The organism is Micromonospora sp. WMMA1949 (genome assembly GCF_027460145.1).
Lineage (GTDB): Bacteria > Actinomycetota > Actinomycetes > Mycobacteriales > Micromonosporaceae > Micromonospora.
Genome location: NZ_JAPZBG010000001.1, coordinates 4,145,057 through 4,169,324 on the forward strand (window position 1 = coordinate 4,145,057; position 24,268 = coordinate 4,169,324).

The 24,268-nt window shown below is 71.6% G+C and carries 28 protein-coding genes and 1 tRNA gene; 14 read left to right on the plus strand and 15 right to left on the minus strand.

Features of this window, described 5'->3' with window-relative positions; genetic code table 11:
* Nucleotides 1–116: 116 nt before the first annotated feature.
* The 3 genes from O7607_RS19605 (at nt 117) to O7607_RS19615 (ending at nt 3,681) form a co-directional block, all read left to right on the plus strand.
* A complete protein-coding gene (locus tag O7607_RS19605; RefSeq protein ID WP_269704647.1) occupies nt 117–2,252 on the plus strand; it encodes an MMPL family transporter in 2,136 nt (711 codons plus the stop codon).
* On the plus strand, nt 2,245–3,480 hold the full coding sequence (locus O7607_RS19610; protein ID WP_269704648.1) for an FAD-dependent oxidoreductase: 1,236 nt from the start codon (nt 2,245–2,247) through the stop codon (nt 3,478–3,480). Before O7607_RS19605 ends, O7607_RS19610 begins: the two co-directional genes overlap by 8 nt.
* A 124-nt stretch (nt 3,481–3,604) precedes the next feature.
* A tRNA-Ile gene (locus O7607_RS19615) sits at nt 3,605–3,681 on the plus strand.
* 126 nt (nt 3,682–3,807) lie between these two features.
* On the opposite strand, the gene O7607_RS19620 is transcribed toward O7607_RS19615, so the two are convergent.
* Nucleotides 3,808–4,347 (minus strand): AAA family ATPase, encoded by a 540-nt coding sequence (locus O7607_RS19620; protein ID WP_269704649.1) that lies wholly within the window; start codon nt 4,345–4,347, stop codon nt 3,808–3,810.
* A 316-nt stretch (nt 4,348–4,663) separates the two neighbouring features.
* Here O7607_RS19620 and O7607_RS19625 point away from each other — a divergent pair, with 316 nt between their 5' ends.
* Nucleotides 4,664–5,338, plus strand: coding sequence for a GNAT family N-acetyltransferase (locus O7607_RS19625; RefSeq protein ID WP_269704650.1), 675 nt, complete (start codon nt 4,664–4,666; stop codon nt 5,336–5,338).
* Nucleotides 5,339–5,361: 23 nt separating this feature from the next.
* Here O7607_RS19625 and O7607_RS19630 read toward each other — a convergent pair whose 3' ends face one another.
* Nucleotides 5,362–6,069, minus strand: coding sequence for a DUF899 family protein (locus O7607_RS19630; protein ID WP_269704651.1), 708 nt, complete (start codon nt 6,067–6,069; stop codon nt 5,362–5,364).
* 136 nt (nt 6,070–6,205) lie between these two features.
* On the opposite strand from O7607_RS19630, the gene O7607_RS19635 reads away from it, so the two are divergent.
* Entirely contained in the window at nt 6,206–7,126 is a 921-nt protein-coding gene (locus O7607_RS19635; protein ID WP_269704652.1) for an RNA polymerase subunit sigma-70, read from the plus strand.
* Between the two features lie 925 nt (nt 7,127–8,051).
* On the opposite strand, the gene O7607_RS19640 is transcribed toward O7607_RS19635, so the two are convergent.
* The 4 genes from O7607_RS19640 to O7607_RS19655 all read right to left on the minus strand — a co-directional run bounded on the left by O7607_RS19640 (nt 8,052) and on the right by O7607_RS19655 (nt 11,522).
* Nucleotides 8,052–8,432: a hypothetical protein gene (locus tag O7607_RS19640; RefSeq protein WP_269704653.1), complete on the minus strand. Its 381-nt coding sequence runs from the start codon at nt 8,430–8,432 to the stop codon at nt 8,052–8,054.
* Between the two features lie 650 nt (nt 8,433–9,082).
* On the minus strand, nt 9,083–9,871 hold the full coding sequence (istB, locus tag O7607_RS19645; protein WP_242796383.1) for an IS21-like element helper ATPase IstB: 789 nt from the start codon (nt 9,869–9,871) through the stop codon (nt 9,083–9,085).
* Nucleotides 9,871–11,097, minus strand: coding sequence for an IS21 family transposase (istA, locus tag O7607_RS19650; protein ID WP_269704654.1), 1,227 nt, complete (start codon nt 11,095–11,097; stop codon nt 9,871–9,873). The genes istB and istA overlap by 1 nt, the downstream gene beginning before the upstream one ends.
* Before the next feature lie 47 nt (nt 11,098–11,144).
* Nucleotides 11,145–11,522, minus strand: coding sequence for a DUF6896 domain-containing protein (locus tag O7607_RS19655; protein ID WP_269704655.1), 378 nt, complete (start codon nt 11,520–11,522; stop codon nt 11,145–11,147).
* 123 nt (nt 11,523–11,645) lie between these two features.
* On the opposite strand from O7607_RS19655, the gene O7607_RS19660 reads away from it, so the two are divergent.
* Nucleotides 11,646–11,978, plus strand: coding sequence for a hypothetical protein (locus O7607_RS19660; RefSeq protein ID WP_269704656.1), 333 nt, complete (start codon nt 11,646–11,648; stop codon nt 11,976–11,978).
* Nucleotides 11,979–11,987: 9 nt separating this feature from the next.
* On the plus strand, nt 11,988–12,662 hold the full coding sequence (locus tag O7607_RS19665) for an HAD family hydrolase (RefSeq protein ID WP_269704657.1): 675 nt from the start codon (nt 11,988–11,990) through the stop codon (nt 12,660–12,662).
* 132 nt (nt 12,663–12,794) lie between these two features.
* On the opposite strand, the gene O7607_RS19670 is transcribed toward O7607_RS19665, so the two are convergent.
* The gene (locus tag O7607_RS19670) at nt 12,795–13,247 is read right to left on the minus strand and encodes a hypothetical protein (protein ID WP_269704658.1); all 453 of its coding nucleotides are present in this window, start codon (nt 13,245–13,247) and stop codon (nt 12,795–12,797) included.
* A gap of 74 nt (nt 13,248–13,321) precedes the next feature.
* Here O7607_RS19670 and O7607_RS19675 point away from each other — a divergent pair, with 74 nt between their 5' ends.
* The gene (locus O7607_RS19675) at nt 13,322–13,759 is read left to right on the plus strand and encodes a hypothetical protein (RefSeq protein ID WP_269704659.1); all 438 of its coding nucleotides are present in this window, start codon (nt 13,322–13,324) and stop codon (nt 13,757–13,759) included.
* A 64-nt stretch (nt 13,760–13,823) separates the two neighbouring features.
* Here O7607_RS19675 and O7607_RS19680 read toward each other — a convergent pair whose 3' ends face one another.
* Together O7607_RS19680 and O7607_RS19685 are read right to left on the minus strand one after the other, a co-directional pair.
* Nucleotides 13,824–14,615, minus strand: a complete 792-nt coding sequence (locus tag O7607_RS19680) for an aminoglycoside N(3)-acetyltransferase (protein WP_269704660.1) — start codon at nt 14,613–14,615, stop codon at nt 13,824–13,826.
* Between the two features lie 153 nt (nt 14,616–14,768).
* On the minus strand, nt 14,769–15,203 hold the full coding sequence (locus tag O7607_RS19685; protein WP_269704661.1) for a hypothetical protein: 435 nt from the start codon (nt 15,201–15,203) through the stop codon (nt 14,769–14,771).
* Between the two features lie 100 nt (nt 15,204–15,303).
* Between O7607_RS19685 and O7607_RS19690 the strand changes: the two genes are divergently transcribed.
* A complete protein-coding gene (locus tag O7607_RS19690) occupies nt 15,304–15,888 on the plus strand; it encodes a GNAT family N-acetyltransferase (RefSeq protein ID WP_269704662.1) in 585 nt (194 codons plus the stop codon).
* Between the two features lie 6 nt (nt 15,889–15,894).
* Here the strand turns inward: O7607_RS19690 and O7607_RS19695 are convergent, their stop codons facing one another.
* Together O7607_RS19695 and O7607_RS19700 are read right to left on the minus strand one after the other, a co-directional pair.
* The gene (locus O7607_RS19695) at nt 15,895–17,082 is read right to left on the minus strand and encodes an FUSC family protein (RefSeq protein WP_269704663.1); all 1,188 of its coding nucleotides are present in this window, start codon (nt 17,080–17,082) and stop codon (nt 15,895–15,897) included.
* Between the two features lie 50 nt (nt 17,083–17,132).
* On the minus strand, nt 17,133–17,600 hold the full coding sequence (locus O7607_RS19700) for an SRPBCC family protein (RefSeq protein WP_269704664.1): 468 nt from the start codon (nt 17,598–17,600) through the stop codon (nt 17,133–17,135).
* Nucleotides 17,601–17,760: 160 nt separating this feature from the next.
* Between O7607_RS19700 and O7607_RS19705 the strand changes: the two genes are divergently transcribed.
* A complete protein-coding gene (locus tag O7607_RS19705) occupies nt 17,761–18,531 on the plus strand; it encodes a GNAT family N-acetyltransferase (RefSeq protein WP_269704665.1) in 771 nt (256 codons plus the stop codon).
* A 32-nt stretch (nt 18,532–18,563) separates the two neighbouring features.
* Here the strand turns inward: O7607_RS19705 and O7607_RS19710 are convergent, their stop codons facing one another.
* Complete coding sequence (locus O7607_RS19710) at nt 18,564–19,256, minus strand: hypothetical protein (RefSeq protein ID WP_442929494.1); 693 nt, start codon at nt 19,254–19,256, stop codon at nt 18,564–18,566.
* Between the two features lie 151 nt (nt 19,257–19,407).
* Between O7607_RS19710 and O7607_RS19715 the strand changes: the two genes are divergently transcribed.
* Nucleotides 19,408–19,791: a hypothetical protein gene (locus O7607_RS19715; protein ID WP_269704666.1), complete on the plus strand. Its 384-nt coding sequence runs from the start codon at nt 19,408–19,410 to the stop codon at nt 19,789–19,791.
* Nucleotides 19,792–19,839: 48 nt separating this feature from the next.
* Entirely contained in the window at nt 19,840–20,397 is a 558-nt protein-coding gene (locus tag O7607_RS19720) for a Uma2 family endonuclease (protein ID WP_269704667.1), read from the plus strand.
* Nucleotides 20,398–20,410: 13 nt separating this feature from the next.
* Here the strand turns inward: O7607_RS19720 and O7607_RS19725 are convergent, their stop codons facing one another.
* The gene (locus O7607_RS19725) at nt 20,411–20,932 is read right to left on the minus strand and encodes an SRPBCC family protein (protein ID WP_269704668.1); all 522 of its coding nucleotides are present in this window, start codon (nt 20,930–20,932) and stop codon (nt 20,411–20,413) included.
* A 3-nt stretch (nt 20,933–20,935) separates the two neighbouring features.
* Nucleotides 20,936–21,244 carry an ArsR/SmtB family transcription factor gene (locus O7607_RS19730; RefSeq protein WP_269704669.1) on the minus strand — a complete coding sequence of 103 codons (309 nt, stop codon included), beginning with the start codon at nt 21,242–21,244 and terminating at the stop codon, nt 20,936–20,938.
* An 87-nt stretch (nt 21,245–21,331) separates the two neighbouring features.
* Between O7607_RS19730 and O7607_RS19735 the strand changes: the two genes are divergently transcribed.
* The gene (locus O7607_RS19735; protein WP_269704670.1) at nt 21,332–22,261 is read left to right on the plus strand and encodes an LLM class F420-dependent oxidoreductase; all 930 of its coding nucleotides are present in this window, start codon (nt 21,332–21,334) and stop codon (nt 22,259–22,261) included.
* Nucleotides 22,262–22,561: 300 nt separating this feature from the next.
* Here O7607_RS19735 and O7607_RS19740 read toward each other — a convergent pair whose 3' ends face one another.
* Nucleotides 22,562–22,969, minus strand: coding sequence for a hypothetical protein (locus O7607_RS19740; protein ID WP_269704671.1), 408 nt, complete (start codon nt 22,967–22,969; stop codon nt 22,562–22,564).
* Between the two features lie 67 nt (nt 22,970–23,036).
* On the opposite strand from O7607_RS19740, the gene O7607_RS19745 reads away from it, so the two are divergent.
* Nucleotides 23,037–24,263: an FAD-binding protein gene (locus tag O7607_RS19745; RefSeq protein WP_269704672.1), complete on the plus strand. Its 1,227-nt coding sequence runs from the start codon at nt 23,037–23,039 to the stop codon at nt 24,261–24,263.
* Nucleotides 24,264–24,268: the final 5 nt, after the last annotated feature.

Consider the following 24,268-nt stretch of genomic DNA (forward strand, 5'->3'; position numbering starts at 1 on the left):
GCGCGTGCCCGGCTGCCCGGTTTCCGCCCGCGAGTCCTCGTTCGCCGGGCAGGATGGTCGGCGTCGACCTAGACTCCCGCTGCGTCGATTGATGCGTCGATTCGAGGACGGTGGAGATGGCCGCAGGACGCAGCCGCTGGACCGCGACGCTGATCGCGGTGGCGGTGGTGCTCGGCTGGCTGATCGTCGGCGGCATCGCCGGCCCGTACTCCGGCAAGCTCGGCGAGGTCTCCACCAACGACAACGCCTCCTTCCTGCCGGCCGACGCCGAGGCCACCCGGGCGCAGGACCTCGCCGCCGGATTCGTCGACCGGGAGACCACCCCGGCACTCGTGGTCTACGAACGCCCCGGCGGCCTCACCCCGGCCGACCAGCAGCGCATCCAGGCCGACGCGGCCCGCTTCGCGGAGGTGCCGGGCGTGGTCGGCCCGCTGCCGCCGCCGATCGTCAGCCAGGACAAGCAGGCCGCCCAGGTGATCGTGCCGATCGACAGCGCCGAGGGCGAACAGATCCGGTCCGTTGTGGAACGCCTGCGCGACATCGCCGGCCCGGACCGCGACGGGCTCACCGTCGACGTGGCCGGACCCGCCGGGCTGCTCGGCGACCTGATCGAGGTGTTCAGCGCGATCGACGGGCCGCTGCTGCTGGTCACGCTCACAGTGGTGCTCGTCATCCTGCTCGTCGTCTACCGCAGCCCGGTGCTGTGGATCTTCCCGCTGCTGGCCGCCGGGATGTCGTACTCGCTCGCCGCCGTCTTCGTCTACCTGCTCGCCGACCACGACATCGTCAAGCTCAACGGGCAGGCGCAGGGCATCCTCACCGTGCTCGTCTTCGGCGCCGGCACCGACTACGCGCTGCTGCTCATCGCCCGCTACCGGGAGGAACTGCACCGGCACGAGCGGCCCTGGGACGCGATGCGGACCGCCTGGAAGGGCGCCGCCCCGGCCATCGTCGCCTCGGGCGCCACAGTCATCGTCAGCCTGCTCTGCCTGCTGCTGTCCAGCCTCAACTCCAACCGCGCGCTCGGCCCGGTCAGCGCCGTCGGCATCGCCGCCACGCTGCTGGTGATGCTCACGTTCCTGCCCGCGCTGCTGGTCCTCGGCGGCCGCTGGGCGTTCTGGCCCCGGCGACCCCGGTACGACCAGGCCGACCCGCGCGCCGAGCACGGCATCTGGGCGCGGATCGCCGGTTTCGTGGCGCGCCGCGCGCGTACCGTCTGGGTCGTCACCGCCGTCGCGCTCGCCGCCCTCGCGATCGGGGTGACCCAGCTCGGCGCCACCACCCTCGGTCAGTCCCAGCTGTTCACCCAGCGCACCGACTCGGTGGCCGGGCAGGAGGTCATCGACAGGCACTTCCCGGCCGGCACCGGCAGCCCCGCCACCGTCTTCACCACCCAGGACACCGCGCGGCAGGTCGCCCAGGTGGCGCAGGGCGTACCGGGAGTCGCCTCGGTGCTGCCGCTCGGCGAGCGGGGCGAGAACGCGCCGCCCGACCCGGACGCGCCCCCGAAGGTGGTCGACGGGCGGGTGCAGCTCAACGTCACGCTCGCCGACGCGCCGGACAGCAACGGCGCCGAACGCACCATCCGCGAACTGCGCGAGGCGGTGCACCGGGTACCCGGCGCCGACGCCGTGGTCGGCGGGTTCACCGCGATCAACGTCGACACCGCCGACGCCTCGGTACGCGACCGCGACGTCATCATCCCGGTGGTGCTGCTCGTCATCGCGGTCATCCTGGCCCTGCTGCTGCGCGCCCTCGTCGCCCCGGTGCTGCTGATCGCCACGGTGGTGCTGTCGTTCCTGGCCACGCTGGGCCTGTGCGCGCTGCTGTTCCGGTACGTCTTCGACTTCCCCGGCGTCGACCAGTCCTTCCCGCTGTTCGCGTTCGTCTTCCTGGTCGCGCTCGGCATCGACTACAACATCTTCCTGATGAGCCGGGTCCGCGAGGAGTCGGTACGCCGCGGCACCCGCGCCGGTGTGCTCGCCGGACTGGCCGTCACCGGCGGCGTGATCACCTCCGCCGGCATCGTGCTCGCCGCCACGTTCTCCGCGCTCTCCGTCCTGCCGCTCGTGGTGCTCGTCGAGCTGGGCGTGGCGGTAGCCGTCGGCGTCCTCCTCGACACCATCGTGGTCCGCTCGCTGCTGGTGCCCGCGCTCGCGTACGACATCGGGCCGAAGGTCTGGTGGCCGGGCCGCTTGTCGCGGTCGCACCGCGAGGGCGACCGGGCCGGGGCGGGGGTGGACCGTGCCTGACACGGACGTGGTGGTCGTCGGCGGCGGCCTGGCCGGTCTCGCCGCCGCCCGGCGGCTGCACCGCGCGGGCGTGCCGTGGCGGCTGCTGGAAGCGGGCGACCGGCTCGGCGGGCGGGTCGCCACCGACCGGGTCGACGGGTTCCTGCTGGACCGCGGCTTCCAGGTGCTCAACGCCGCGTACCCGCGACTCACCGGCCTGGTCGACGTCGGCGCGCTCGGGATGGGCTGGTTCACGCCCGGCGTGCTGGTACGCCGTGGCGACCGGCTGGAACGCCTGGTCAACCCGCTGCGCGAACCGACCGGCGCGCCCGGCACGCTCACCGCCGGCATCGGATCACTGACCGACCGGTTGCGGTTCGCCGCGCTCGCCGCCGGCTACGCGACGGTGCCGGTCGGGCGGCTGCTCGGCACACCCGAGACCACCGCCGAGACGGCGCTGCGAAGGGCCGGGCTCTCCGACGCGATCATCGAGGAACTGCTGCGGCCGTTCCTGTCCGGCGTGCTGCTCGACCGCGAGCTGGCCACCTCCAGCCACGTCCTCGCGGTCATCATGCGCTCCTTCGCCCGGGGCCGGATCGGCCTGCCGGCGGACGGCATGGCGGCGCTGCCCCGGGCGCTCGCCGCGCCGCTTCCCGCCGAGCTGATCGAGCTGAACAGCCCGGTCACCGAGGTCGCGCCCGGCCGGGTCCGCACCCCGTCCGGCGAGATCACCGCCCGCGCCGTCGTGGTCGCCGCCGACCCGCCGGCGGCGGCCACGCTGCTGCCAGGGCTGCCGCGGGTACGCATGCACGCGTACACCACCTACTACCACCGCTCCGGCACGGCGCCACTGGACGAGCCGATCCTGCTGCTCGACGGCGACCGGCGCGAGCTCGTCGCCAACACGGTGGTGGTGAGCCGGGCCGCGCCCACGTACGCCCCCGACGGCCAGCATTTGGTCGCCACCTCGGTGGTCGGCCCGCAGGCACCGCCCGAACCGGTGATCCGGCGCGAACTGGACCGCCTCTACGGCCGCTCCACCGCCGACTGGACCCACCTCACCACCGTCGCCGTGCCGGAGGCGCTCCCGGCCGCACCGCCACCACAGGGCCGGCTGCGCAAACCGGTGGCGCTCGGCGACGGCCTGTACGTAGCAGGCGACCACCGGGACAGCCCGTCCATCCAGGGAGCGCTCGCCAGCGGGTGGCGGACGGCCGGCGCGGTCCTCGCGCAGTTGCGGCGAGCGTGAGCGATTGGTCGACGGGTTGCGCGTTGTTATCCTCGCGTAGCCCATCGTGCTGTCGCGGCCGTGTTTCCGCCCGGTAGGTGGTGGTCCGCGCAGCGATCGGCGGGTTACGATCCGGCGCGGTCACGGGGCGGTAGCTCAGCCGGTTAGAGCAGGGGACTCATAATCCCTCGGTCGCGGGTTCGAACCCCGCCCGCCCCACCACATGTTTTCCCTGGTTAGCCACTTCGTCCTCGAACAGGTGCGCTTACACGTCCAACGTCATGGCCGCCGAAGCGTGCCCGAGCATCCGTATCTGCCGACGGGTGGCGGGCTTGGGAATCGTTTGTGTCAGGGGACCGATGGAGGCCAGCGATGCCTGCGCCATTCCTCCCAAGTCGCGAATCCTGCCGGCGGGCAATCGACAGGTTCACTGCCGTCGAGTTCCCCTTCGGTCGGGATGCTGATGATGGCAGCCCACCTGGCGAGTTCCTCGTCGGACATGTGCCACGTCGTGTGCGGCTCTTCGGCTTGGCGCTGGTCGAGTCGCCTCCGTTGCTCGGCCGGTGGGAGTTCGAAGTAGCGCATCTCCACCGCCGCGCCGAGGTCGGCAGCTGCCTGCCTTAGCGCGGAGCGCTCATCTCGACCCCAGAGGCCGAAGTCGATGACGACGTTGATGCCGAGATTGAGGGCGCGCAGCCCAATCTCGATGAGCCGTCCTTCGATCACGTCCGAGGCCGACGGCGGGTTCGCGAGGCCGTACAGGGCCTTTACCCACTCGTCCTTCGTGAGGCGAAGAGCCTGCTCCTCGGCTTCTATGCGCCGCGCTTCTGTGGTCTTCCCGGTGCCTGGCAGTCCTACCGTCAGGAACAGAGTCGGTCGTGTCGTCATCGTTTCCCCATCTGAACGGTCGCGCCATCATCGCTGACGCTCGCTCATGCCGCGACCAGCGCGTAGGTGTCGCCGATCAGTTGGCGGACGGGTGTCGCGCATCAGCCGACGGAAGACATGGCCCGTGCGGTCTGCGTTGCCGAATTCCGCTCTGTCAGATCAAGGCGGCCCGCGAGCGGGCCCGCGCCGACCGGCCACGCTGACGGACGACAAGAGCTTGAAGACCTCGCGGCTCCGCCCCGAACCCCGGCCCGCCTCAGAGATCCGCCACCATCGTCGGGCGACGGCAGACGGCAGGACGGGGCATGATGCTCGGATGACATTGGCCGAGATCTGGCCCGTGCACCGTCTGCGGGTGACGACGTCCGTGCTTGAGCTGGCTGTGCCGGGTGAGGACGAGCTTGCTGAACTGGCGATCCATGCGGCAGCCGGCATCTACGATCCGCAGAACCGCTTTCTGGCGCGTTCGCCAGTAGCGGGATGGGAGTCCGGACCGTCTCCCCAGGCAGAGTGGTCGTTCTTGCGGTACTACTGGGCGTCCCTGGCGGACTGGCGGCCGAGCAGATGGAACCTGGTCATGGCTGTGAAGGTCGATGGCGCGTGCGTCGGGGTGCAGGAGATCGGCGCGCAGGATTTCGGGATCACGAAGACCGTTTCGACGGGGTCATGGATCGCGCGGCGGTTCCAGCGGCGTGGTTATGGCAAGGAGATGCGGCGCGCCATCCTGCACCTTGCGTTCGCCGGGCTGGGAGCGGATCGCGCCGAGTCCGCCGCCTGGTCCACCAACGCGCCGTCGCTGGGAGTCTCGTGGTCGCTTGGCTATCAGTCGAACGGCACCACTATTCGGACCTTCGACGGTGCCCGTCAGGAGCAGATCAACCTGGTGCTCGACCGCGAGCGGTGGGAGAGCCACCGTGACGACATCGCGATCCATGGACTCAGCGACGAGGTGCTTGAGCTGATGGACGTCAAGCGGGACGCGTCCCGGTGATGGCCGCTGCCATGATCAGGACGTCATCGCGGTGCGACGCCGGGGCGCGACCACTGCGCGGTGGGGCGGCCGTCGAGACGCCACGGGTGCCCGTTGACCCGCGGCCAGCCTTCAGGCGAGTTCTCCCAGTTCTCCTGCCGGCCGTACACCGTGAGGTCCAGGGCGTGGTAGGTGGTCATCAACGCCTCAACGCCCCGCCCGGTGGTCCAGTAGGTCTCGTAGACCTTGTCCCCGTCGCGCAGGTAGCACGCGATGAACCCGAAGTGACGACCGTCGGCCAGAGCCGGGTCGGAGTGCTTCGCCGAATACCAGGGGAACCGGTAGTCCATGAACTCCGCGAACGGGGCACTTTCGTCGTAGGGACCCTCGCAGAACACGGCATAGGTGACGTCCCGAGCGTGCAGGTAGTCCAGCGTCTGCATGTGACAGGTCGAGAAGGTGCACCCCTCACACTGATGCTCGTACGGATTGCCGTCGTGCCACATGTGGAAGTAGGCGATGAGCATCCGGCGGCCCTCGAACACTTCCACCAGCGGGATGTCCCCGCCAGGGCCCCGCACTGTCACCGCCGGCATCAAGGTCATCGGCAGCTGACGACGAGCGGCTGCGATCGCGTCTCCTTCGCGGGTATGGGCCTTCTCCCGTACGAGCAGTTCGTCGCGCTTGCGCAGCCAGGTCTCCCGGTCGACGACCGGGGGCGCGGCGGCGTCGGACGTGGGGGTTGTCGTCATGGCTGTCTCCTTCGTGGAGGGGGATCGGTCACAGGTACAGACGACCGAGTCGGCGATTGTCATCGGTGACCGATGACGGATGGGGTCCGCGGTCGTCAGTACGGTTGTGAGCACCACTCAGTCCCGGGGAAATCACATGTCCGACTCGCCTGACGAGCAGGCAGTCTGGCTGCAGCGCGCCTTCGACGAGCACCGGCGTGAACTGCACGTCCACTGCTACCGCCTCGCCGGGAACGTCACCGACGCGGACGACCTGGTGCAGGAGACCTTCCTGCGTGCCTGGCGGGCTCGCGACCGCTTCGAGGGTCGGGCGTCAGCGCGCACCTGGTTCTACCGGATCGCCACGAACATCTTCCTGGACAGCCGCAAGGCGGCCGGTCACCGGACGGTTCCCTACGGTGATGCGCTGGAGTGGTCCACCGAGCTCGGTCCCTATCCCGACGCCCTGCTGGCCGACGATCCACAGACCGGCCTCGCCGCCCGGGAGACCGTCGAGCTGGCCGTGATCGCCGCGCTCATGTACCTGCCGCCGCGGCAGCGGGCGGCCTTCGTGCTGCGCGACGTCTACGGCTGGACGCCGCAGGAGATCGCGACCTCGCTCGGCACCCCCGTAGCGGCCGTCAACAGCCTCCTCCAGCGGGCCCGCCACACCCTCCGGCGGCGCGCTCCGTCGGACCCGAAGGACTGGCGCCGCCCGCAGCTCACCAGGGAGGACGAAGCGATCCTGCGCCGCTACGCCAGCGCGAAGGACCCGGAGACGATCCGGGCACTGCTCGCCGAGGACGTACGGATCACGATGCCGCCCGAGCCGCCGGTCGTCGGGATCGACGCGGCCGCGGAGTTCCTCGGCCGACCGCTCGACTGGCGTACGTTTCCCACCTCGGCCAACGGGCGCCCGGCGCTGATCAACTATCTCCGTCGGCCCGGCAGCCCGCACTACGAGGCGTTGGTCGTCGACGTACTCCGGATCGAGAACGGAAAGATCGTCGAGAGCAACGCCTTCATCGGTGCCCGTCACGTCACCGCTTTCAGCATGCCCGCCACGCTCGAGCCCTAGGTGAGTAAGCCTCAAGCCATGTTGCCGAGGGAGGGATATCGAGCGGCGTTTCCTCTGGCGAGCGTTCCTAGGAACTCGGCGGGTCGGTTCCGTCGCAAGGGACACCGATGCCCAGCTGCACCTGCGCCGTCTGCCCCCGCGACCGAATGGTGAGCGGTAGGCAGGTTGGCCGCGCAACCCAGGTGCCGCCGACGAAGGCCAGCCACCGAGGTTGGTCATCGACAGGTGCGCAGGCGCGCACATGGGCGCTCACGGCCGGCACCACTGACGAGCCCCATCCGAGGCGCGCCCTGTCCTCCCAGCCGGAAGCCACCCGAAGGTCAACCACCGCGCCGCCGCGTACGACCAGCCCCCATTTGGCGAACAGCCGGGCTGCCGGATCCGACTGCCCCGATTCCTCTGCTTGAAGCACCGGCCGGGCGGGCACCGCAACGTCCTCTCCCACGAGCCGATAAGCCGCCGGCGGTTCCTTGATCACATCGACAGACACGGTACACGGCTCCTGCCTGGCGCTCACGTCAAGCGACGGGGACGCGCTGAGGTCAGTGCCCGGAGACGCAGTTGGCGCGGGTGGGCCGGCCTCGCCCCGGGAGGAGTCGCTTGAGGACGTGCAGGCTGCCGACGTCACCATCAGGCAGACGCTGAGCGGCCACCACACCATACGGCTGGTCCTGTGCACGCGCGTCACCTCCTGAACGGCGAGGCCATCGACGGTAAGGGCGCGACTCGTGAAGTGTCACCGTATCGAAAGGCGGGACGCCTTCGATGCCGTCATCGGTGATCTGTCTGCACTCATGGTCGGCAGCGGTCCGCGTCCGGTCCGCAGGAGGTCGGCGGGCGGGCGGGGAGTGGTGGGAGACGTCGAGAGGCGTTTCCACTGCCAGGAGCCCGCCGCCCACCACGCGAAACGCGCTACTCAGCCGAGCTACCAGTACCTGCCGCAGGTCGGCTCGAGCTTGTCGACCGCGCTCTCCAGGTCGCCGGTGTCGCTCGCGACCTTCACGAGCCCTTCCGCATTCGAGAGCTTGGGCTTGATCGAGCGGACCTGGACGTCCTTCAGGCCGGCGGCCACGGCGAGCGCCCTGAAGTTGCTCCGCAGGGTGCGATCCGCCTGTTCGCCGGCCACCCGGTTCGCCACCGCACCGAGGTTGATCAGCCGGGTGGACGCCTCCGCCCGGGCATTGACGAGCTCGGCCTCTACCGTCGAACTCGCGGCGACCCCGCCCAGGGTGATCAGACCGGCGATGGCCTTCTCCAACGAGCCCTTGACGGCGGTGCAGGCCGCCTTGTTGCTGGTGGCGGCCACTTGCGTGGTCTTCCTGGTCGTGGGCGCCGCCGCGGGGGCTCCCGAGGACCGGGGAGTTCCGGAGGGCCGCGCGGTCCCCGAGGGCCGGGCGGTCGGGGAGGACTCGGGTGTGCGGCTCGGCGTGGCCGTCGGCGCCGTGGGCGTTGCGATGGGTGGCTCCGTAGCGGTACTCGCCGCCACGGCAGTGGGCGTGCTCGGCATCTCGTCGACGCGGCCACACGCCGAGGCGGTGAGCAGCGTCGCAGCAACCGCCACGCAGAGCCCGAACCGTCGTACCGTCACGTCGTATCCCATCTCGCGGATCTTGCGGAAGCGTGACGATACATGTCAGACGCACTGTCGACCATCGTCGACCGCCTCGGACTGCCGCTGATGGTGAAGCGGGCGGTGCGGGGGATGCCGAGACCCTCGATCGATTCACCACCGATCGGCTGATCGGACCTCGAGCGTCTCGGGCGCGAAGGGTCCTGTGGGATGCCTGTCAGCTCGGCAGAAGGTGCGCGGTGGGTCGAATCAGTGATCGGGCAGGGCGTACCAGCGGCCGGCCTGCACCTCTCGCAGCTCGCCCAGCTCGACCAGGTGTCAACGCCGGCTGAACTTTGACCCCTCTGTTCCGGCCGAATGTTGACCCCCTCGCTGGTTGTTGATGTTCAGTCGTTGGTCTTGGTGGCTGCGGGGACGCGGCCGAGGTCGCGGTCTTTGAGGCGGTAGCTGTCGCCCTTCATCGAGATGACCTCGGCGTGGTGGACGAGGCGGTCGATCATGGCCGCGGCGACGACATCGTCGCCGAACACTTCGCCCCAGCGGCCGAAGGGCTTGTTGCTGGTGACGATCAGCGAGGCTCGTTCGTAGCGGTTGGAGACGAGCTGGAAGAACAGGTTCGCGGCTTCGGCTTCGAAGGGGATGTAGCCGACCTCGTCGACGATCAGCAGCGGGATCCGGCCGAGCTTGACCAGCTCGTCCTGCAGCCGGCCGGCATGGTGGGCATCAGCCAGGCGAGACACCCACTGGGCGGCGGTGGCGAACGCGACCCGATGCCCGGCCTGGCAGGCCCGGATCCCGAGGCCGATGGACAGGTGGGTTTTGCCGGTGCCGGGCGGGCCCAGGAAGACGACGTTCTCTCGGCCGGTGATGAAGTCGAGGGTTCCCAGATGGGCGATGGTCTCCCGCTTCAACGACCGTTGGTGGTCGAAGTCGAACTCCTCCAGGCTCTTGCGGGCCGGGAACCTGGCTGCCCGAATGCGTCCTTCTCCGCCGTGGGCTTCGCGGGCGGCGACCTCGCGTTGCAGGCAGGCGGCGAGGAACTCCTCATGCGTCCACGACTCTGCCCGGGCCCGCTCCGCCAGGCGCTCCACCGACGCGGCCAGGGACGGCGCCTTCAGGGCACGGGTGAGGAACGCGATCTCGGATGCGACGTTGCGGCTGGTCTTGGCGGCCATCACGCAGCCACCTCGTCCAGGCCGAACATCCGGTCGTAGTCGCTCAACGGCCGGCGTTCAACTTGGGCGTCGACGGCGGCCGTCGGGGTGCGTTGGGCGGCGATGCGCAGATCGGCGGCGGCTTGCCGGTGTGCGAGGTCGGTGATGCTCTGATGCTTGGCCCAGCAACGGTCGTGCCGGGCCACCGGTCGGCCGTCGCAGAGCACCGTCACGTGGTCGCAGTCGGCGGTGACCTCGACCCGCCGGCCGACCACTGACGGGTGCACCGAGTAGTCGTTGCCGTCCAAGCGGACGTAGTGATCGCGGGGCAGCCGGGTGGCCTGCCGCCACCCGACCACCGGCGCGACCGGCGGCAGCGGCAGCATCACCTGCCGGTCGGCGTCCCACCGCTCCGCCGGGCGGCAGCCCAGCATCCGGTGCTGGCGGTTGTTCGCCCGCACCAACCACTCGGTGAGCTGAGCGTTGAAGTCGCCGGGTGAGGCGAAGCGACGACCGGGCAGGAACGACGTCTCCAGATAGCCGTTAGCCCGCTCCACCAAGCCCTTCGATTCCGGGTCCGCCGGCCGGCACTGGATCACCTTGATGCCGAGGGTGCCGCGGAAGGCGTTCATCGCCTCGGTCAGCTGAGGCCGACCGGCCCGCCACTGCCCGACGGCGGACTCGTTGTCCCACACCAACGCCTTGGGCACCCGCCCCCAGCCGGAGATCAGCGTCCAGTGTCCGACCAGCAGGTCCGGCGACTGCCGCGACGGGATCATCACCGCAGACAGCCACCGCGAATACCCCGACACCATCACCAGCACCGGCGGCCGACCGACCTGCCCGAAGCCCAACGGCACGTCCGCCGGCGGGAACCACAGATCACACTGCGCCAGCTCACCCGGCAGATACTCCGTCCGCTGGGCCGGATCCGGCCGGCGGAACAACGGCCGCAGCTGCTGCACCCGATCAGAGAACACCGTCTTGCCGCGAGTCCACCCGACCCGCTCCATGATCACCGTCGTCGGCATGTCCGGGAACTCCGCCAACAACGCCCTGATCTGCGGCTCGACCGCGTCCACGATCGAGCCCTTCGCCGCCCGCTGATAGCGGGGCGGCTCATGACTGGCCAAGGCCTTGCGCACCGTGTTCCGCGAGACCCCCAGCCGACGGCAGATGGCCTTGATCGCCATCCGCTCCGCCCGGTGCAACCGACGGATCTCCGCCCAGTCCTCCACGCTCAGCACCTCCCGATGCTTCCGGAAGGGGTCAAAATTCAGCCGGAACCACGGGGTCAGTTTTCAGGCGGAGCCGACACCAGGTTGACACATGCCGTACGCAACTCCTCGACCGAGGGGCGTGCTCCCGAACTCCGGTCCAGGAAGCGCGTGATCCGCCAGACGTCGAATGCCTCAACACCGCCGACCTGGTCGATGTCGACCTCCTGGTCGTGCTGATCGGTCATCCGGCAGCCGGCGCCATGAACCGAGTACTCGATACCAGTGCTCGCCATGCCCTCCCGAGGCATCCTTCGTGAATGCCTCACTGCCGCCATCAGATCCGAGACGCATCCGAGATCCGCGTAGGCGTCGAACAAACGCGACCGAATGTACGTCAGGGCGGCGGCGTAGCCTCGAACTGCTTCGATCGCTGACTCGGCGCGCTCGTCCACCTGATGAGTATCCCCGTCTGCGAGGTCGCAGCCAGCGAGCGGGCACGGGCGCGGGGGCTCTGGGCGCCACCCCCGGCGGGCGCGCATCTTCCTCACTCACGCTTGCTTCGGCATGCTTACCGGGTGGAAAATCCGCACGCCTCGACACCGCTTCCTCTGCACCTGTACTGCAGGCTCGACGTCCTGGTCACCGACATCGAGGCACTAACCGATCGCGCAGTCGCCGAGCTGCGAGATGCGGATGTGGACTGGCAGACGGAAGACGACGACCTCGAATCGGCGGTCGCAGAGCTGCACGGCAGCATCTCCGCGTCGCTCGGGGCTGTGGTGGACATCAGCCGCCTGATCGACGGCGTCCCCGGAGTCGAGTTCCGAGGCGGCTGGTGCCGGGCCGAACCTGGCTCGCCACGAGACATAGCCGCTCCAGAAAGCCCGGTAATCTTCGTGTTGATCTAGGGTGATGCGGTGACCGCCAAGCCCGTGACGACAGTGCTGTTCGACTTCGCCTGGACTCTGTTCGCCAGGAACTCGGAGCGCTGGGTGGGCAACGCGGCGGCATCGATCGACCGGGCATTGGCTGCCGGCGAGGCGCACCGTATTGCCGGCGACTTCGCGGAACTGTTGCGGGAGACGGCCACGGATCCGGCCCACATCGCCCGAGATCTGGATCCGCGAGTCTGGGATCGGGCGATCCTCGCCGTGCTGAAACAGATTCCCGGGGTGGACCAGGCGCTGGCATCGATGTTGCACGAAACACACGCCGAGGCGATCGAGCCGTACGCCGACACCGTCGCCACCCTGTCCGCATTGCGTGACAGCGGTGTTCGCGTCGGTGTCGTCAGCAACGTCGGCTGGGACATCCGCACATGCTTCGCGCGGCACGGACTCGACGGCTGTGTCGATGCGTTCGTACTGTCCTACGAGGTCGGCTTCGTCAAACCGGACCCTCGGATCTGGGGTGCCGCCCTCGAAGCCCTCCATGCCGCACCGGGCCAGACCCTGATGGTCGGTGATCATCCTGCCGGTGACGGCGGATCGGTTTCTGCCGGTATACCAGCGCTGATCCTGCCGATGGTGGATTCGCCCGCGCGGAAACGCGGCTTCGAACACGTGCTCAGGCTTGCCCAGGTTCCGTCCTGACCGGTCGCCGGCAATCACGGGAAGCTCCTTCGATCACCGTCGTCGTCCATTGTCATCTCGGTAGGGGCTTTCGCTGCGCGTCGCTTCGCGCCAACCCGAGGGTGGGTGCAGTCGATGACGCTTTTTCGGCGCTCATTGCGTGGCCGCGACCTGGACGACGCTGCTGCCGCTGGACGTGGCGTTGCCCCCGTCGATCACTGAGGTGACCAGGTCGTAGAAGCCCGGCTCGGCGTCGGGGCCGATCACGATTGTGCTGACGGGGCGTTCGCCGGGAGCGCCCGCCGGCCGGACCGCCGCGGCCGTGAAGGTGACCAGCCCTGGGACTGCCGAGGCGGCCTTGAGGTCGTCCACGGTGCCGTACGGGCCCGTCAGATGTGCGGTCAACTCGACCTGCGACGAGGTGGAGCCCGGCTCGACCGTCCACCGCACGGTCAGGGTCTGGCCCGGGTGGTAGGGCTTGTCGACGTCCAGGTCCGCACAGCAGGTGTATGCCGGCGGCGGCACCGTCTCGGACGGTTCGGCGCCGCAGGCAGCCAGCAACGGCACGACGAGGCAGCTGAGGAGGCGCCGGCGTGGCGAGTTCATGCGCAGGATCGTAGGCGGGGTCCACCGCTGTCAGGGGGGCGGCGGACAGATGTACCGCGGCCTATGGTTGCCGCGTGAACAGACGCCTGTGGGTGGTGTCGGCGCTGGCCGGGACCGCGCTGCTCGCCGTACCGGTGACCGTTGTCGGCGTCCACGTGACCCACCCTCGGAACGAGGACGGCTACCTGGCGCACCTCAAGCAGTACGGCGACCGGCAGAACGACAGGCCGCTGGCGGTGTTGCCGCCGACTGCGGACCTGGTCGCCGAGGGCGACGCGGCGTGCGACTGGTTGCGCGAACAACCGTACGCGCTGTGGCGGCACGATCCGGAGTACCGCGAGCTTGTCGTCTACGAGCGCTACGTCCGGCAGGTCGAGAGCCACCTGCCGGCCTGGGGCGACGAGCTGCCCGACCGGCGATCGGTGACGGGAGCCGCGTGGACCCACCTGTGCCCGGCCGAGTGGGAACTGCGCCAGCCCCGCCGCAACCCCTTCGCCCCCAAGCCGGACTGAACGCGCGGCCCGTCGTACCCGGTGCCCTCGCAGCATCGACGAAGAATCCGCGCGCGACGGGAGGTCAACGCCCGCGGTTGGCGGCCATCCAGGCGGTGGCGAAGTCGACCAGTGTGCGCTGGCGCATCAGCCGGGCCGTTGCGGTGCCGACCCGGCCGGTTGTCGTGGCGCCTGTCGCCTCGAAGTCGGCGCCCACCTGGTCGAAATCGTCCTCGTCGGTGACGACGTCGGTCCACGTGGTCCACCGGCTCGTGCCGTCCGGCAGCCGTACCGCCGAGCCCGTCACCGCCCGCGGCGCCGCCGCCTGCCGCCATTCCGCCAGGTGCAGCGAGGTGTTGGAGCTGTGGCCGCAGCCGAGCAGCAGCACCTTGCCGTCGAGCCGGTACACCGCACCCAGCGGGGAGTGCTCGCCCAGCGCGTCGTCGAGGCGGTGTCCGTCCACGACGTCGGGGGCGTGCGCGCCGATCGCGGCGAACGACACCTGCGGATGATCGCTGCGGCGGCCGCCGGGCCAGGTGCGTACCGTCTCGGCGACGGCGCCCATCCACCGGCTCGGCGTGCGCGCCGGGTCGAAGCCGGGCGTCTGCTCGCGGATGACCGGCCACCACGCCTCGGGTACGGGCGGATCCCGCCACCCGGCCGGGTCCGTGTTGTCCGGGGTGTGCGTCGGCACGACGAGGGTGCCTTCCCGTCCGAGCGTCTCGAGCAGCGCCCACACCACCGCCTCGGTGCCGCCGGCGACGAAACCAAGACTCCGGTACGACGAGTGCAGCAGCAGGACGTCACCCCGGGCGACGCCGAGCGCGCGCAGGTCGTACGCGAACGAGTTGACGGTGTGCGGTGCGGCCTGGTCCACGCGGCGCAGTGTAGGCAGGGCTGAGCCTGGACCGTGGACGGTGCCGGGCCCGCCCCGACGGCGGCGGGACCGGCCCGCCCCGCGCATTCGTCGGCGGGCAGTTCACATGGGTACGCCCGGCCGATCAGAGCCCGGCCCTACCGGAATCCGGCGTCACGTCCACGGCGGGGGATGCCGGCTCACGTAGTCGTGGGCGCGGGGGAGCGGATCGTCCCAGTACTCGTGCGGCATGCGGTGATGCTGGGCCCGGCAGAAGGTGGCGAGGTCGTCGACGATCGCGATCCGGTCCAGTGGACGCCGTTCGAACTCCCGGTTGGCCGCGAGCAGATCCGCCTCCGGGTTCCAGCCGGCGTGGTCGAACGCCCGGTCCGCCCAGGTCGCGTACACGTGGAAGACCTGGCGCTCGCCCGCGAACCGCAACCCCGCGATGCCGATCGGCCGGTCGGGGTAGGTGTCCCGGCACGCCCAGGCCAGGATGTGGCAGGCCCCGGCGGCGAAGAACGGCTGGTCGGCGCGTTCCCAGGCGAGTCGCTGGTCGGCCCGTTCCCGCGGCGTACGCCGGAAGACCCCCGCTGCCGTCACTGCCACCGGCGCACCCTAGCCGAGCGGCCATGCGACGCGTGGACCCGCGCATGTGCCGATCCGAACCGGATTGACACGCGGGGTGGTCCGCGGGGGAGAGTCGGGCATGCGCTTCCCGGTGTCCACACCGCCCGCCGTTCCCGCCGGCACGCTCACCACCGGCCCGCAACCGACGTTGCCCGCCGAGGGCGGCCTGGTCCTGCGCCCCTGGGCGGACGGGGACGCGCCCGCCGTCCTGGCCGCGTACCAGGATCCGGAGATCCGCCGCTGGCACACCCGCCGGCCCGCGTCGCCGGAGCAGGTCCTCCAGTGGATCGCCCACCTCCGTCGTTCGTGGCAGGAGGAGACGGGCGCGAGCTGGGCGGTGACCCGGGGCGACGAGGTGGTGGGCCGCATGGCGCTGGGCGGCTTCAACCTCGACGACGGCGAGGCCGGCTGCGCGTACTGGGTGGTTCCGGCCGCCCGTGGCGCGGGCGTGGCCTCCCGCGCGTTGCGGGCGGTGAGCGCGTGGGCGCTCGGCGAAGGGCGGCTGCACCGGCTCTGGCTCGACCACTCGACCGGCAACGTCGCGTCGTGCCGGGTGGCGGTCAAGGCCGGGTTCCGGCTGGAGGGCACCAAGCGCAGCGCTGCGGTGCACGACGACGGGCGGCACGACATGCACCTGCACGCCCGCGTCCGCGGGGACGCCTGACCGGCCTCACGACTGGGCGGCGGCCACCTCCCGGATGCGCCGCAGCGCCTCCTCCCGGTCCATCCCGGTCGCCTGGAGGATGTCGCTGGCCGCGGTCCGGACCTGCCCCACGATCACCGTGCCGGACAGCCCGGTCCCGGCCAGCTCCGCGCGCGTCGCCGCCGCCACCGCACGCAACGCGTGGCGGCGGGCGTCCTCCGGGCCCTGGTCCGCGAGAACCTCCTCCTGTACGGCGTGCACCGCCGCGCCGAGTGCCTCCACCGCGTCCGGCAGGCTCTCCGGTATCGGCTCCCCGTCCTCGATCAGCACGACGGCCCGGCGTGCCAGTACGCGGGTGTTCCAGACCGCCTGGTCCACGTCCGGCGCGCTGAGCTGGTAGTGCCGGACGGAACGCCGCCTCGGCCAGCGCGCCGGGGCGAGGTCGACTGTTTCCTTCGCGCCGCCGAAGACGTCCCAGAACCGGCCCAGGTCCGCGCCGATCGCCTGCGACCGGCTCAGCGACCGGTCGGCCAGGTCGTGGTCGCGTCGCCGTAGCGCGGCGGCGGTCGCGGCGAGCTGGTCGGCGAGTTGCCGCAGCGTCGGCGCGGCCACCCGCCGCACGACCCGCAGCGGGTTGATCGGCACCAGCAGCAGCGTCACCACCAGTCCCACGCCGCCGCCGATCAGCGCGTCGACGAAGCGGGGGAACTCCAGTGTGTGCCGGGAGGAGGAGAGCGCGCCGAGCAGCACCGCCGTACCGCTGGCGTTGCCCACGATCCCGCCCCGCGTACTCAGTGCCAGCGCGACCAGGACGGACGCCGCGACGATCACGCCGGTCTGCCACACCCCGGCGCCGACGGCGCCGATCAGCAGGTCCGACACGACGATGCCGAGCGTCACCCCGGCGAGCAGTTCGACGGTGTTGGAGAGGCGCCGTCCGAAGGACGACGTGATAACCGCGACCGCGGCCGCCGGGGCGAAGATCGGGCTCGGCATGCCGGTGAGCCAGCGCGCGACGGCCCAGGCCAGCGCCGCCGCCAGTCCGGCCTGCACGGCGAGTACGGACTTGATCCGCAGCTGCTGCATCCGGTCCCGCCCGGCGGCCCGGCCGCGCTCGGTCACGCGCTCCCATGCCTCGTCGAACCGTTCCGCGTCCAGGCCGGCGCGCCGCGACGACCCCCGCCGGCCGCCGCGCCCCTCCCGCTGCCCGGTCACCGCCGGCGGCTACCCGCAAAAACCGCCGCCAATCCCGGCGTCCGCCGAGCTCAGCCGCCCGGTTCGAGGTACGCGGCCAGGTGCGCCAGCGAGGACGCGATGCCCTCCTCGTGCACCGCCTGGTCGATGCCCGGAGGTACGCCGGTGGCGGTGACTGTCACCTCGGTGCCGTCGCCGGCCGCCGCGAGGCGCCAGGTCATGGTCATGGTGCCCGCGTACGCCGGGTCGTCGGCCTGGAACACGGCGGTCTGCACCACCCGGTGCGCCGGTACGAGTTCGGCGAACCCGACGTCGACCACGTCGGTGGCGTCCGAGGTCTTGCCCGGGTTGCCGGTCGCGTCGAGGTAGGTGAGCACCATCCGGAACCCGCCGCCCGGACGCGGATCCCAGCGCTCGATTCGCCCGCGCATCCCGTCCGGCGGCAGCCACGCCTCCAGGGCCGCCCGGTGCACGAGCGCGTCGTAGACGGCCGCCGGCGCGGCGGCGATCGTCCTGCTGCCCCGATCGACCCTGCTCACCCCCCAACCCTAAGCGCCTCCCACCGCTCGCCGGTCCGGCCCGACGCCGATCTTGGAGTTGTGGCGGTTGACAAATGCCACCGAGTTGGGCGATTCAGGCACCACAACTCCAAGATCGGCGGGGGAGCGGGAGGGAGGCGCGGCCGGTACGCTGCCGCGAATGCCGGTACTGCCGCACCCCGACGCCCCTGCCGACTCGCTGCTGGTCGGTGACGACGACACTCCGCTGGCCCGGATGCGGCTGCGGGACGACGACGGCACGGCGGTCGCGGCCGACGTCCGGCCGCTGCCCGGGGCGCCGCTGACCCGGCTCGTCGGGCAGGTGCGGCGCGACCTGGCCGGGCACCGGCTGGAGACGCCGGACGAGGCGCTCGCGTCGGCACTGGTGGCCGACGGGCTGACGCTGGACCGGGCCGCCACGGACATGCGGCACGACCTGACCGACGTACCCGAAGCGGTGACCCTGCCGGACGGCTGGTCGCTCGGTGCCCCCGGCTGGGACGACGACCTCGCCGCGGGGCTGGACGCGGCGTACGGCCCGGACCACCCGGACGGCCGCTGGCAGCCCAGCGACACCGAGGAGGTGCGGGCGATGTTCGACACCGGCGAACCGGTGCCGCCGCTGGTGCCCGCCTCGGCCCGGCTGATCGACCCGGACGGCCGCAGCGCCGGGCACGTGCTGTGCGCCGGACCGGTGCCGTGGACCGACGACGACTGCGTCTGGATCCTCAACCTGGGCGTCGCGCCCCGCGCGCAGCGGCGCGGGTTCGGCCGGGCGCTGCTGGTGCACGCGTTGCGCGGCGCGCGCGAGGCAGGGCTACCGTCCGTCGGCCTGTCGGTGGTCGACGGCAACCCGGCCCGCCGGATGTACGACGCGGCCGGCTTCCGCGTCCGCACCCGGGTGCTCACCGTCCGGATCCCCGACGCTTAGAACCCTTGCCGGCGGCGGCGCGCGGCCGACCTTCAGGCGCCGGTGAGCAGGGGGCGGTGCTCGGACCAGAGCCAGCGCAGGTAGTCGCGCAGCCGTTCCGGGGTGGCGATCCACCCCTGGCCGGGATAGCGGAGCAGCCGGCTGACCTCGCCGGCCACCAGGTCGTACCCGGCCGCGCCGGTCTCCGGCACCGGGGCGTCCGGTGCGATCGCCACGGGCAGCGGAACCATCGGGATCCGCAGGCCGGCGTCGTCGCAGGCCCGCAGCACGGTGAGATAGACCCGGACCAGGTGGTACGGCGAGACGACGAGCGCGACGCTGCCGACGCCCAGCGCCCGTACCTCCTCCACGACCCAGGTGGCCTGCCGGCCGGTGCCGGTGACCGGCTCGGCCTGGAGCACGACCCCGTCGGTCCGGCGCAGACCGAGCCCGCGCAACCGGTCCAGCGTGAGCGGGCGATACGTCCGCTCGGCCGAGTCGGTGTTCGCCACCAGCAGGTGCCGCAGCGCCGGGCCCGTCTCCCAGGCGCGGATCGCGTCGGTGAGGCGCCAGTCCTCGCCCTGGCCGGTGGGCACCACGAGCGCGTCCACCCGCTCGGCGGCGCGGTGGGGGAGCGTGAGGACCATCGTGACCGCCTCCAGCACCGCCAGGAGCCGCTCGGCCGGGACGTCCGCGAACGCCTCCGCCGCCACGAGCCGTGGCAGGGGGCGGGACACACTCGTCACGCCCGCGATCTTGCCACGGCGCGGCGGACGGGGATGGAGAGTGGCGCGGTGCGGACGGGGATTCTCGGGCCGCACACCGCCGTGTGCGCGGCGGCGAAATCGAGTACGCGTGCTCATTCGGCCGCCCCGCCGGCCGGGCAGGATCGAAGGCGTGACAACGAGACGTACGCTGCTCGGCGGCCTGATCCTGGCGCTGGCCACGGCCGGCGCCTGGGTGGCCTGGCTGAGCTGGGAGTCCGGCTGGACCGTGGACCCGCGGACCGGCGACATGAGCGGGCCGTACGCGGTCTGGCAGGTCGCCGCCGCGGTGCTGACCCTGGGCGCGCTGGCCGCCGTCGCCGGCTGGTGGCTGAACATCTGGCTGGTGGCAACGGTGATGACAGTGGCGTTCACCGTCCCGTGGGCGGTGCACGCCGCCTCGACCGACGACACCGGCCTGTGGGCGGTCGGTGCGGCGCTGGTGGCGATCGGCACCACCATCGGAACGACGCTGGTCGGCGGCGCCGCCGGCTGGCTCCGCCGCCGGACCGGGTGACGGGGTTGGATGCCGCGGCTACGCGGCCTGCTGCCATAGGATGGCGTCATGAGCGCTGAGGCAGTCGGCATGCACATGCCCGCCGTCGTGACGCTCGACGACGTGGCGACGATGAATGCCGCCGACCCGAACGGCCACCGCTACGAGACCAGCCCCGAGGGGGTTCTGTCGGTCATGCCGCCGCCCGACTCCGAGCACGCCATCATCGCGAGCCGGATCTTCGCCTGGCTGATCATGGCGGGCTGGCCCGCTGAGCAGGTGCTTCAGGCCGTCGGTGTGCGGGTGCCGGGGCCCAGCGGCGACGGTGGCCGGATCCCCGACATCACGGTTTGGCGGAAGCCGCCCAGCCGTCGCGTCTGGTCCGCCGTGGCCGACCTGGTGCTGGTGGTCGAGATCGTCTCGCCCGGTTCGGAGACCATGGACTCGGTGACGAAGGCCCGGGAGTACGCCTCGGCCGGCATCCCGCGTTACTGGGTCGTGGAGCGGGACGGCGCGCAGACCGTCACGCTCCACGAGCTCGCCGGCGACGGCCGGTACGCCGAGCACGCCCGGATGCCGCTCGCCTGGCTGCTGCAGACCGCACCCGCTGACCACCTCGACGGGTAGGGCGGCCGTACCGTCAGTCGCGGTTCAGGCGTTCGGCGTACGCGTCGCGCAGCTCCGCCCAGCCGAAGTCCTTCGCCTCCGCGCCCCGGATCGGGCCGACCGGGTCGCCGTCGAGCAGATGCGCGGCGACGTCGAGGCAGATGTGCCAGCCGGCGGCAGTCATCGCGGCGAGGTCGGGACCGCCGACCCGGTGCCGCAGCGTGAGCGTGGTGCCGTCGCCGTTCGTGGTCAGCTCCCAGCGGAGCAGGTCGTCGCCCCAGGTGTACTCCAGCAGGTGCGGCCGGTCGGCGCGCAGCACCCGGGCCGGCGCCGGGTATCTCTGGTCGCCGTCGACGGTGCTGAGTACTGCGTCGCCAGGGCGGCCCAGGTCACGGTCGGCCAGGAACGGCGCCCACCCGGCGAGCTGATCCGGGTCGGTGAGCGCGGCCCACACCTTCTCCGGCGGGTGCCGCAGGTCGCGGACGAAGACCAGTTCGTTGTCGGGTGCCAGCTCGACCCGGGCGAGCGGGCCGGGACGGAACGTGTCGCGGTCCATCTGTCACTCCTGACTGTCGAGATGGCGTTCCAGGGCGTCGAGGTGCGCGGTCCACATCGACCGGTACGGCCCGAGCCAGTCGTCGACGGCTCGTAGCGGCGTGGTGTCGACCCGGTAGATGCGCCGCTGCGCGGCCGTACGGCAGGTGACCAGTCCGGCCTCGCGTAGCACCCGCAGGTGCTTGGAGACCGCCGGCTGGCTCATGCCCAGCGCGTCCACCAGTTCGCCGACGCTGCTCTCCGCCCGGCGCAGCCGGTCCAGGATGCGGCGCCGGGAAGGCTCGGCCAGGACGGTGAAGGCGTCGACGCTCACCGCTTCAATATGCCTCATCGGTTATATGCCTGGCAAGGAATGACAGGTCGCGCTGCCCCGGCCCGGGCGGCTCCATATGCTCGGGGGATGGAACTGCGGATCTTCACCGAGCCCCAGCAGGGCGCCACATACGACCAGCTCCTCGCCGTGGCCCGCCGCGCGGAGGAGACCGGCTTCGCCGCGTTCTTCCGCTCCGACCACTACCTGAAGATGGGTTCGGTGAGCGGCGATCCCGGCCCGACCGACGCCTGGACCACGCTCGCCGGGCTGGCCCGCGACACCACCCGGATCCGGCTCGGCACGCTGATGACCGCCGCCACGTTCCGGCTACCCGGCCCGCTGGCGATCACTGTGGCGCAGGTCGACCAGATGAGCGGCGGACGGGTCGAGCTGGGCATCGGCACCGGCTGGTACGCCGAGGAGCACTCCGCGTACGGCATCCCGTTCCCGCCGCTGGGGGAGCGGTTCGACCGGCTGGAGGAACAGCTCGCCGTCATCACCGGGCTCTGGTCCACCCCGGAGGGCGCCACGTTCGACTACCCCGGCACGTACTACCCGGTCAGCGACTCGCCCGCGCTGCCCAAGCCGGTGCAGCGCCCCCGCCCGCCGATCCTGCTCGGCGGCATGGGCCCGAAGCGCACGCCCCGCCTGGCCGCCCGGTACGCCGACGAGTTCAACCTGCCGTTCGTCTCGGTCGAGGACACCGTCACGCAGTTCGGGCGGGTCCGCGACGCCTGCGCCGCGATCGACCGCGATCCGTCCACGATGACCTGGTCCAACGCGCTCGTGCTCTGCTGCGGCCGCAACGAGGCCGAGGTGGCCCGGCGTGCCGAGGCGATCGGACGCGACCCGGACGAGCTGCGCGCCAACGGCGCCGCCGGCACGCCCGCCGAGGTGGTCGAGACGCTCGGCCGGTACGCCGAGGCGGGCAGCTCCCGGGCCTACCTCCAGGTGCTCGACCTGACCGACCTGGACCACCTGGAGCTGGTAGCCGCCGAGGTGATGCCCCAGCTCTGACCCGCCGCCCGTCCCGCCGCCCGGCCCCGTCGAGATCTTGGTAAGAAACGGCCCCCATAGGGGCACTTTCTTACCAAGATCTACACCGGTCCCACCTCGCGGAACAACAATCTCGCGGTGCGGGAGGCGCCCTCCCGCACCACCCCACAAACCCGCGATCTTGCAGTTGCGGCCCTTTCGGTGCCGGATTTACGGCTCTTGTCGGGGCAGTAACTGCATGATCAACGGTGCGGGCGCCCCCGCGGAAGCTGTACCCGTTCGCCGGGCCATCCTCGGCGGTACGCGTGAGCGGCGGACGGGTCAGCTCGCTGTGGCGCGGCGGACCGTGTCCAGGCGGCCGTCGCGGTCGCTGTCCAGGAGCGTCACGTCGGGCACGCCGTCGCCGTCCAGGTCGACCTGCACCACGTCGGCCACGCCGTCGCCGTCGAGGTCGGTCACCACCTCGACGGAACCGTCCAGGTGCCGGGTCACGATCGACCTGGCCGTCCCCTGGCGCGGCGGCGGCCCCGGGTGGGGCACCGGAGCCGGCTCGGGCTCGGGCGTGGGCCCCGGCACCGGCGCGGTCGCCACGGGCGTCACCCCCACACCGGCGGGTCCCACACCGACTGGCGGCATCTCCGCAGCGTCGGGGTCCACGCCGGTCGGGTCGATTTCCTCCTCCGACGGGTACACGTCGCCGCGGAGGCTCGGGTCGCGGTAGCTGCTCATTCCGCCAGGATTCCCGCCGAGTGGCCGGGGCAACCCTGTCGGCGCATGATGGCGGATGATGCAGCGCATGACGGAGACCAACTGGGCCGGAAACGTCAGCTGGTCGGCGCGTACCCGATCGCGGCCGACCTCGACCGACCAACTGCGGCGGCTGGTCGCGGAGGCCGACCTGGTCCGGGCCGTCGGCACCGGCCACTCGTTCAACCGGCTCGGCGACACCACTGGTACCCAGATCGCGCTCGACGGCCTGCCGCCCGCCGTCGCGCTCGACCCGGACCGCGGCGCCGTCACCGTCGCGGCCGGCGTCCGCTACGGCGACCTGGCCACCGCGCTGCAGGCTCAGGGGTACGCGCTGGCGAACCTCGCGTCGCTGCCGCACATCTCGGTGGCCGGCTCGGTCGCCACCGCCACCCACGGATCCGGCGCGCGGAACCGCAACCTGGCTGCCGCCGTCGCCGGGCTGGAACTGGTCACGGCCGACGGCGACCTGATCACCGTCGACCGAAGCGACCCGCGCTTCGCCGGGCTGGTGGTCAACCTGGGCGCGCTGGGCGTGGTCACCCGGCTGACGCTCGACGTGGTGCCCACGTACGCGGTGCGCCAGCACGTGCGCCTCGGCCTGCCCCGCGCCGCGCTGGACGAGGCGCTGGACGCCGCGTACAGCGTCAGCGTCTTCACCTCGTGGCGCTCCGAGCGCTTCGACCAGGTGTGGGTGAAGCAGGACGCCGACGAGGCCTTGCCGCCCGCCGACTGGCTGGACACGGTGGCCGCCGACTCGCCCCGGCACCCGGTGCCCGGCATGTCGCCGGAGCACTGCACCGCTCAGCTCGGTGAGCCGGGGCCGTGGCACGAGCGGCTGCCGCACTTCCGGCTCGGCTTCACCCCGAGCAGCGGCGACGAGTTGCAGTCCGAGTGGCACGTGGCCCGCGACGACGCGACGGCGGCGCTCGCCGCGCTCGATCCGGTCGCCGACCGGATCGCCGCCGCGCTCCAGATCTGCGAGCTGCGGACGATCGCCGCCGACGAGCTGTGGTTGAGCCCGAACTTCCGGCGCGACTCGCTGGCGCTGCACTTCACCTGGATCGGTGACCCGGTGGCTGTCGCGCCGGTGCTGGCCGAGGTGGAGGAGCGGCTCGCCCCGTTCGCGCCGCGCCCGCACTGGGGCAAGCTGTTCGAGCGCGATCCCGCCGCCGCGTACCCCCGGCACACCGACTTCGCCGCGCTGCTGCGCGAGTTCGACCCGAAGGGAAAGTTCCGCACCGCCGAGATGGACCGCTACTTCCCCCGGGATTGACGGCG

Excerpts from the sequence above, each read along its gene's own strand:
- O7607_RS19605 (WP_269704647.1), top strand. The coding sequence starts at position 117 with ATGGCCGCAGGACGCAGCCGCTGGACCGCGACGCTGATCGCGGTGGCG.
- O7607_RS19620 (WP_269704649.1), bottom strand. The coding sequence starts at position 4,347 with ATGACGACACGACCGACTCTGTTCCTGACGGTAGGACTGCCAGGCACC.
- O7607_RS19625 (WP_269704650.1), top strand. The coding sequence starts at position 4,664 with ATGACATTGGCCGAGATCTGGCCCGTGCACCGTCTGCGGGTGACGACG.
- O7607_RS19630 (WP_269704651.1), bottom strand. The coding sequence starts at position 6,069 with ATGACGACAACCCCCACGTCCGACGCCGCCGCGCCCCCGGTCGTCGAC.
- O7607_RS19635 (WP_269704652.1), top strand. The coding sequence starts at position 6,206 with ATGTCCGACTCGCCTGACGAGCAGGCAGTCTGGCTGCAGCGCGCCTTC.
- istB (WP_242796383.1), bottom strand. The coding sequence starts at position 9,871 with ATGGCCGCCAAGACCAGCCGCAACGTCGCATCCGAGATCGCGTTCCTC.
- O7607_RS19670 (WP_269704658.1), bottom strand. The coding sequence starts at position 13,247 with ATGAACTCGCCACGCCGGCGCCTCCTCAGCTGCCTCGTCGTGCCGTTG.
- O7607_RS19690 (WP_269704662.1), top strand. The coding sequence starts at position 15,304 with ATGCGCTTCCCGGTGTCCACACCGCCCGCCGTTCCCGCCGGCACGCTC.
- O7607_RS19705 (WP_269704665.1), top strand. The coding sequence starts at position 17,761 with ATGCCGGTACTGCCGCACCCCGACGCCCCTGCCGACTCGCTGCTGGTC.
- O7607_RS19720 (WP_269704667.1), top strand. The coding sequence starts at position 19,840 with ATGAGCGCTGAGGCAGTCGGCATGCACATGCCCGCCGTCGTGACGCTC.
- O7607_RS19725 (WP_269704668.1), bottom strand. The coding sequence starts at position 20,932 with ATGGACCGCGACACGTTCCGTCCCGGCCCGCTCGCCCGGGTCGAGCTG.
- O7607_RS19735 (WP_269704670.1), top strand. The coding sequence starts at position 21,332 with ATGGAACTGCGGATCTTCACCGAGCCCCAGCAGGGCGCCACATACGAC.
- O7607_RS19740 (WP_269704671.1), bottom strand. The coding sequence starts at position 22,969 with ATGAGCAGCTACCGCGACCCGAGCCTCCGCGGCGACGTGTACCCGTCG.
- O7607_RS19745 (WP_269704672.1), top strand. The coding sequence starts at position 23,037 with ATGACGGAGACCAACTGGGCCGGAAACGTCAGCTGGTCGGCGCGTACC.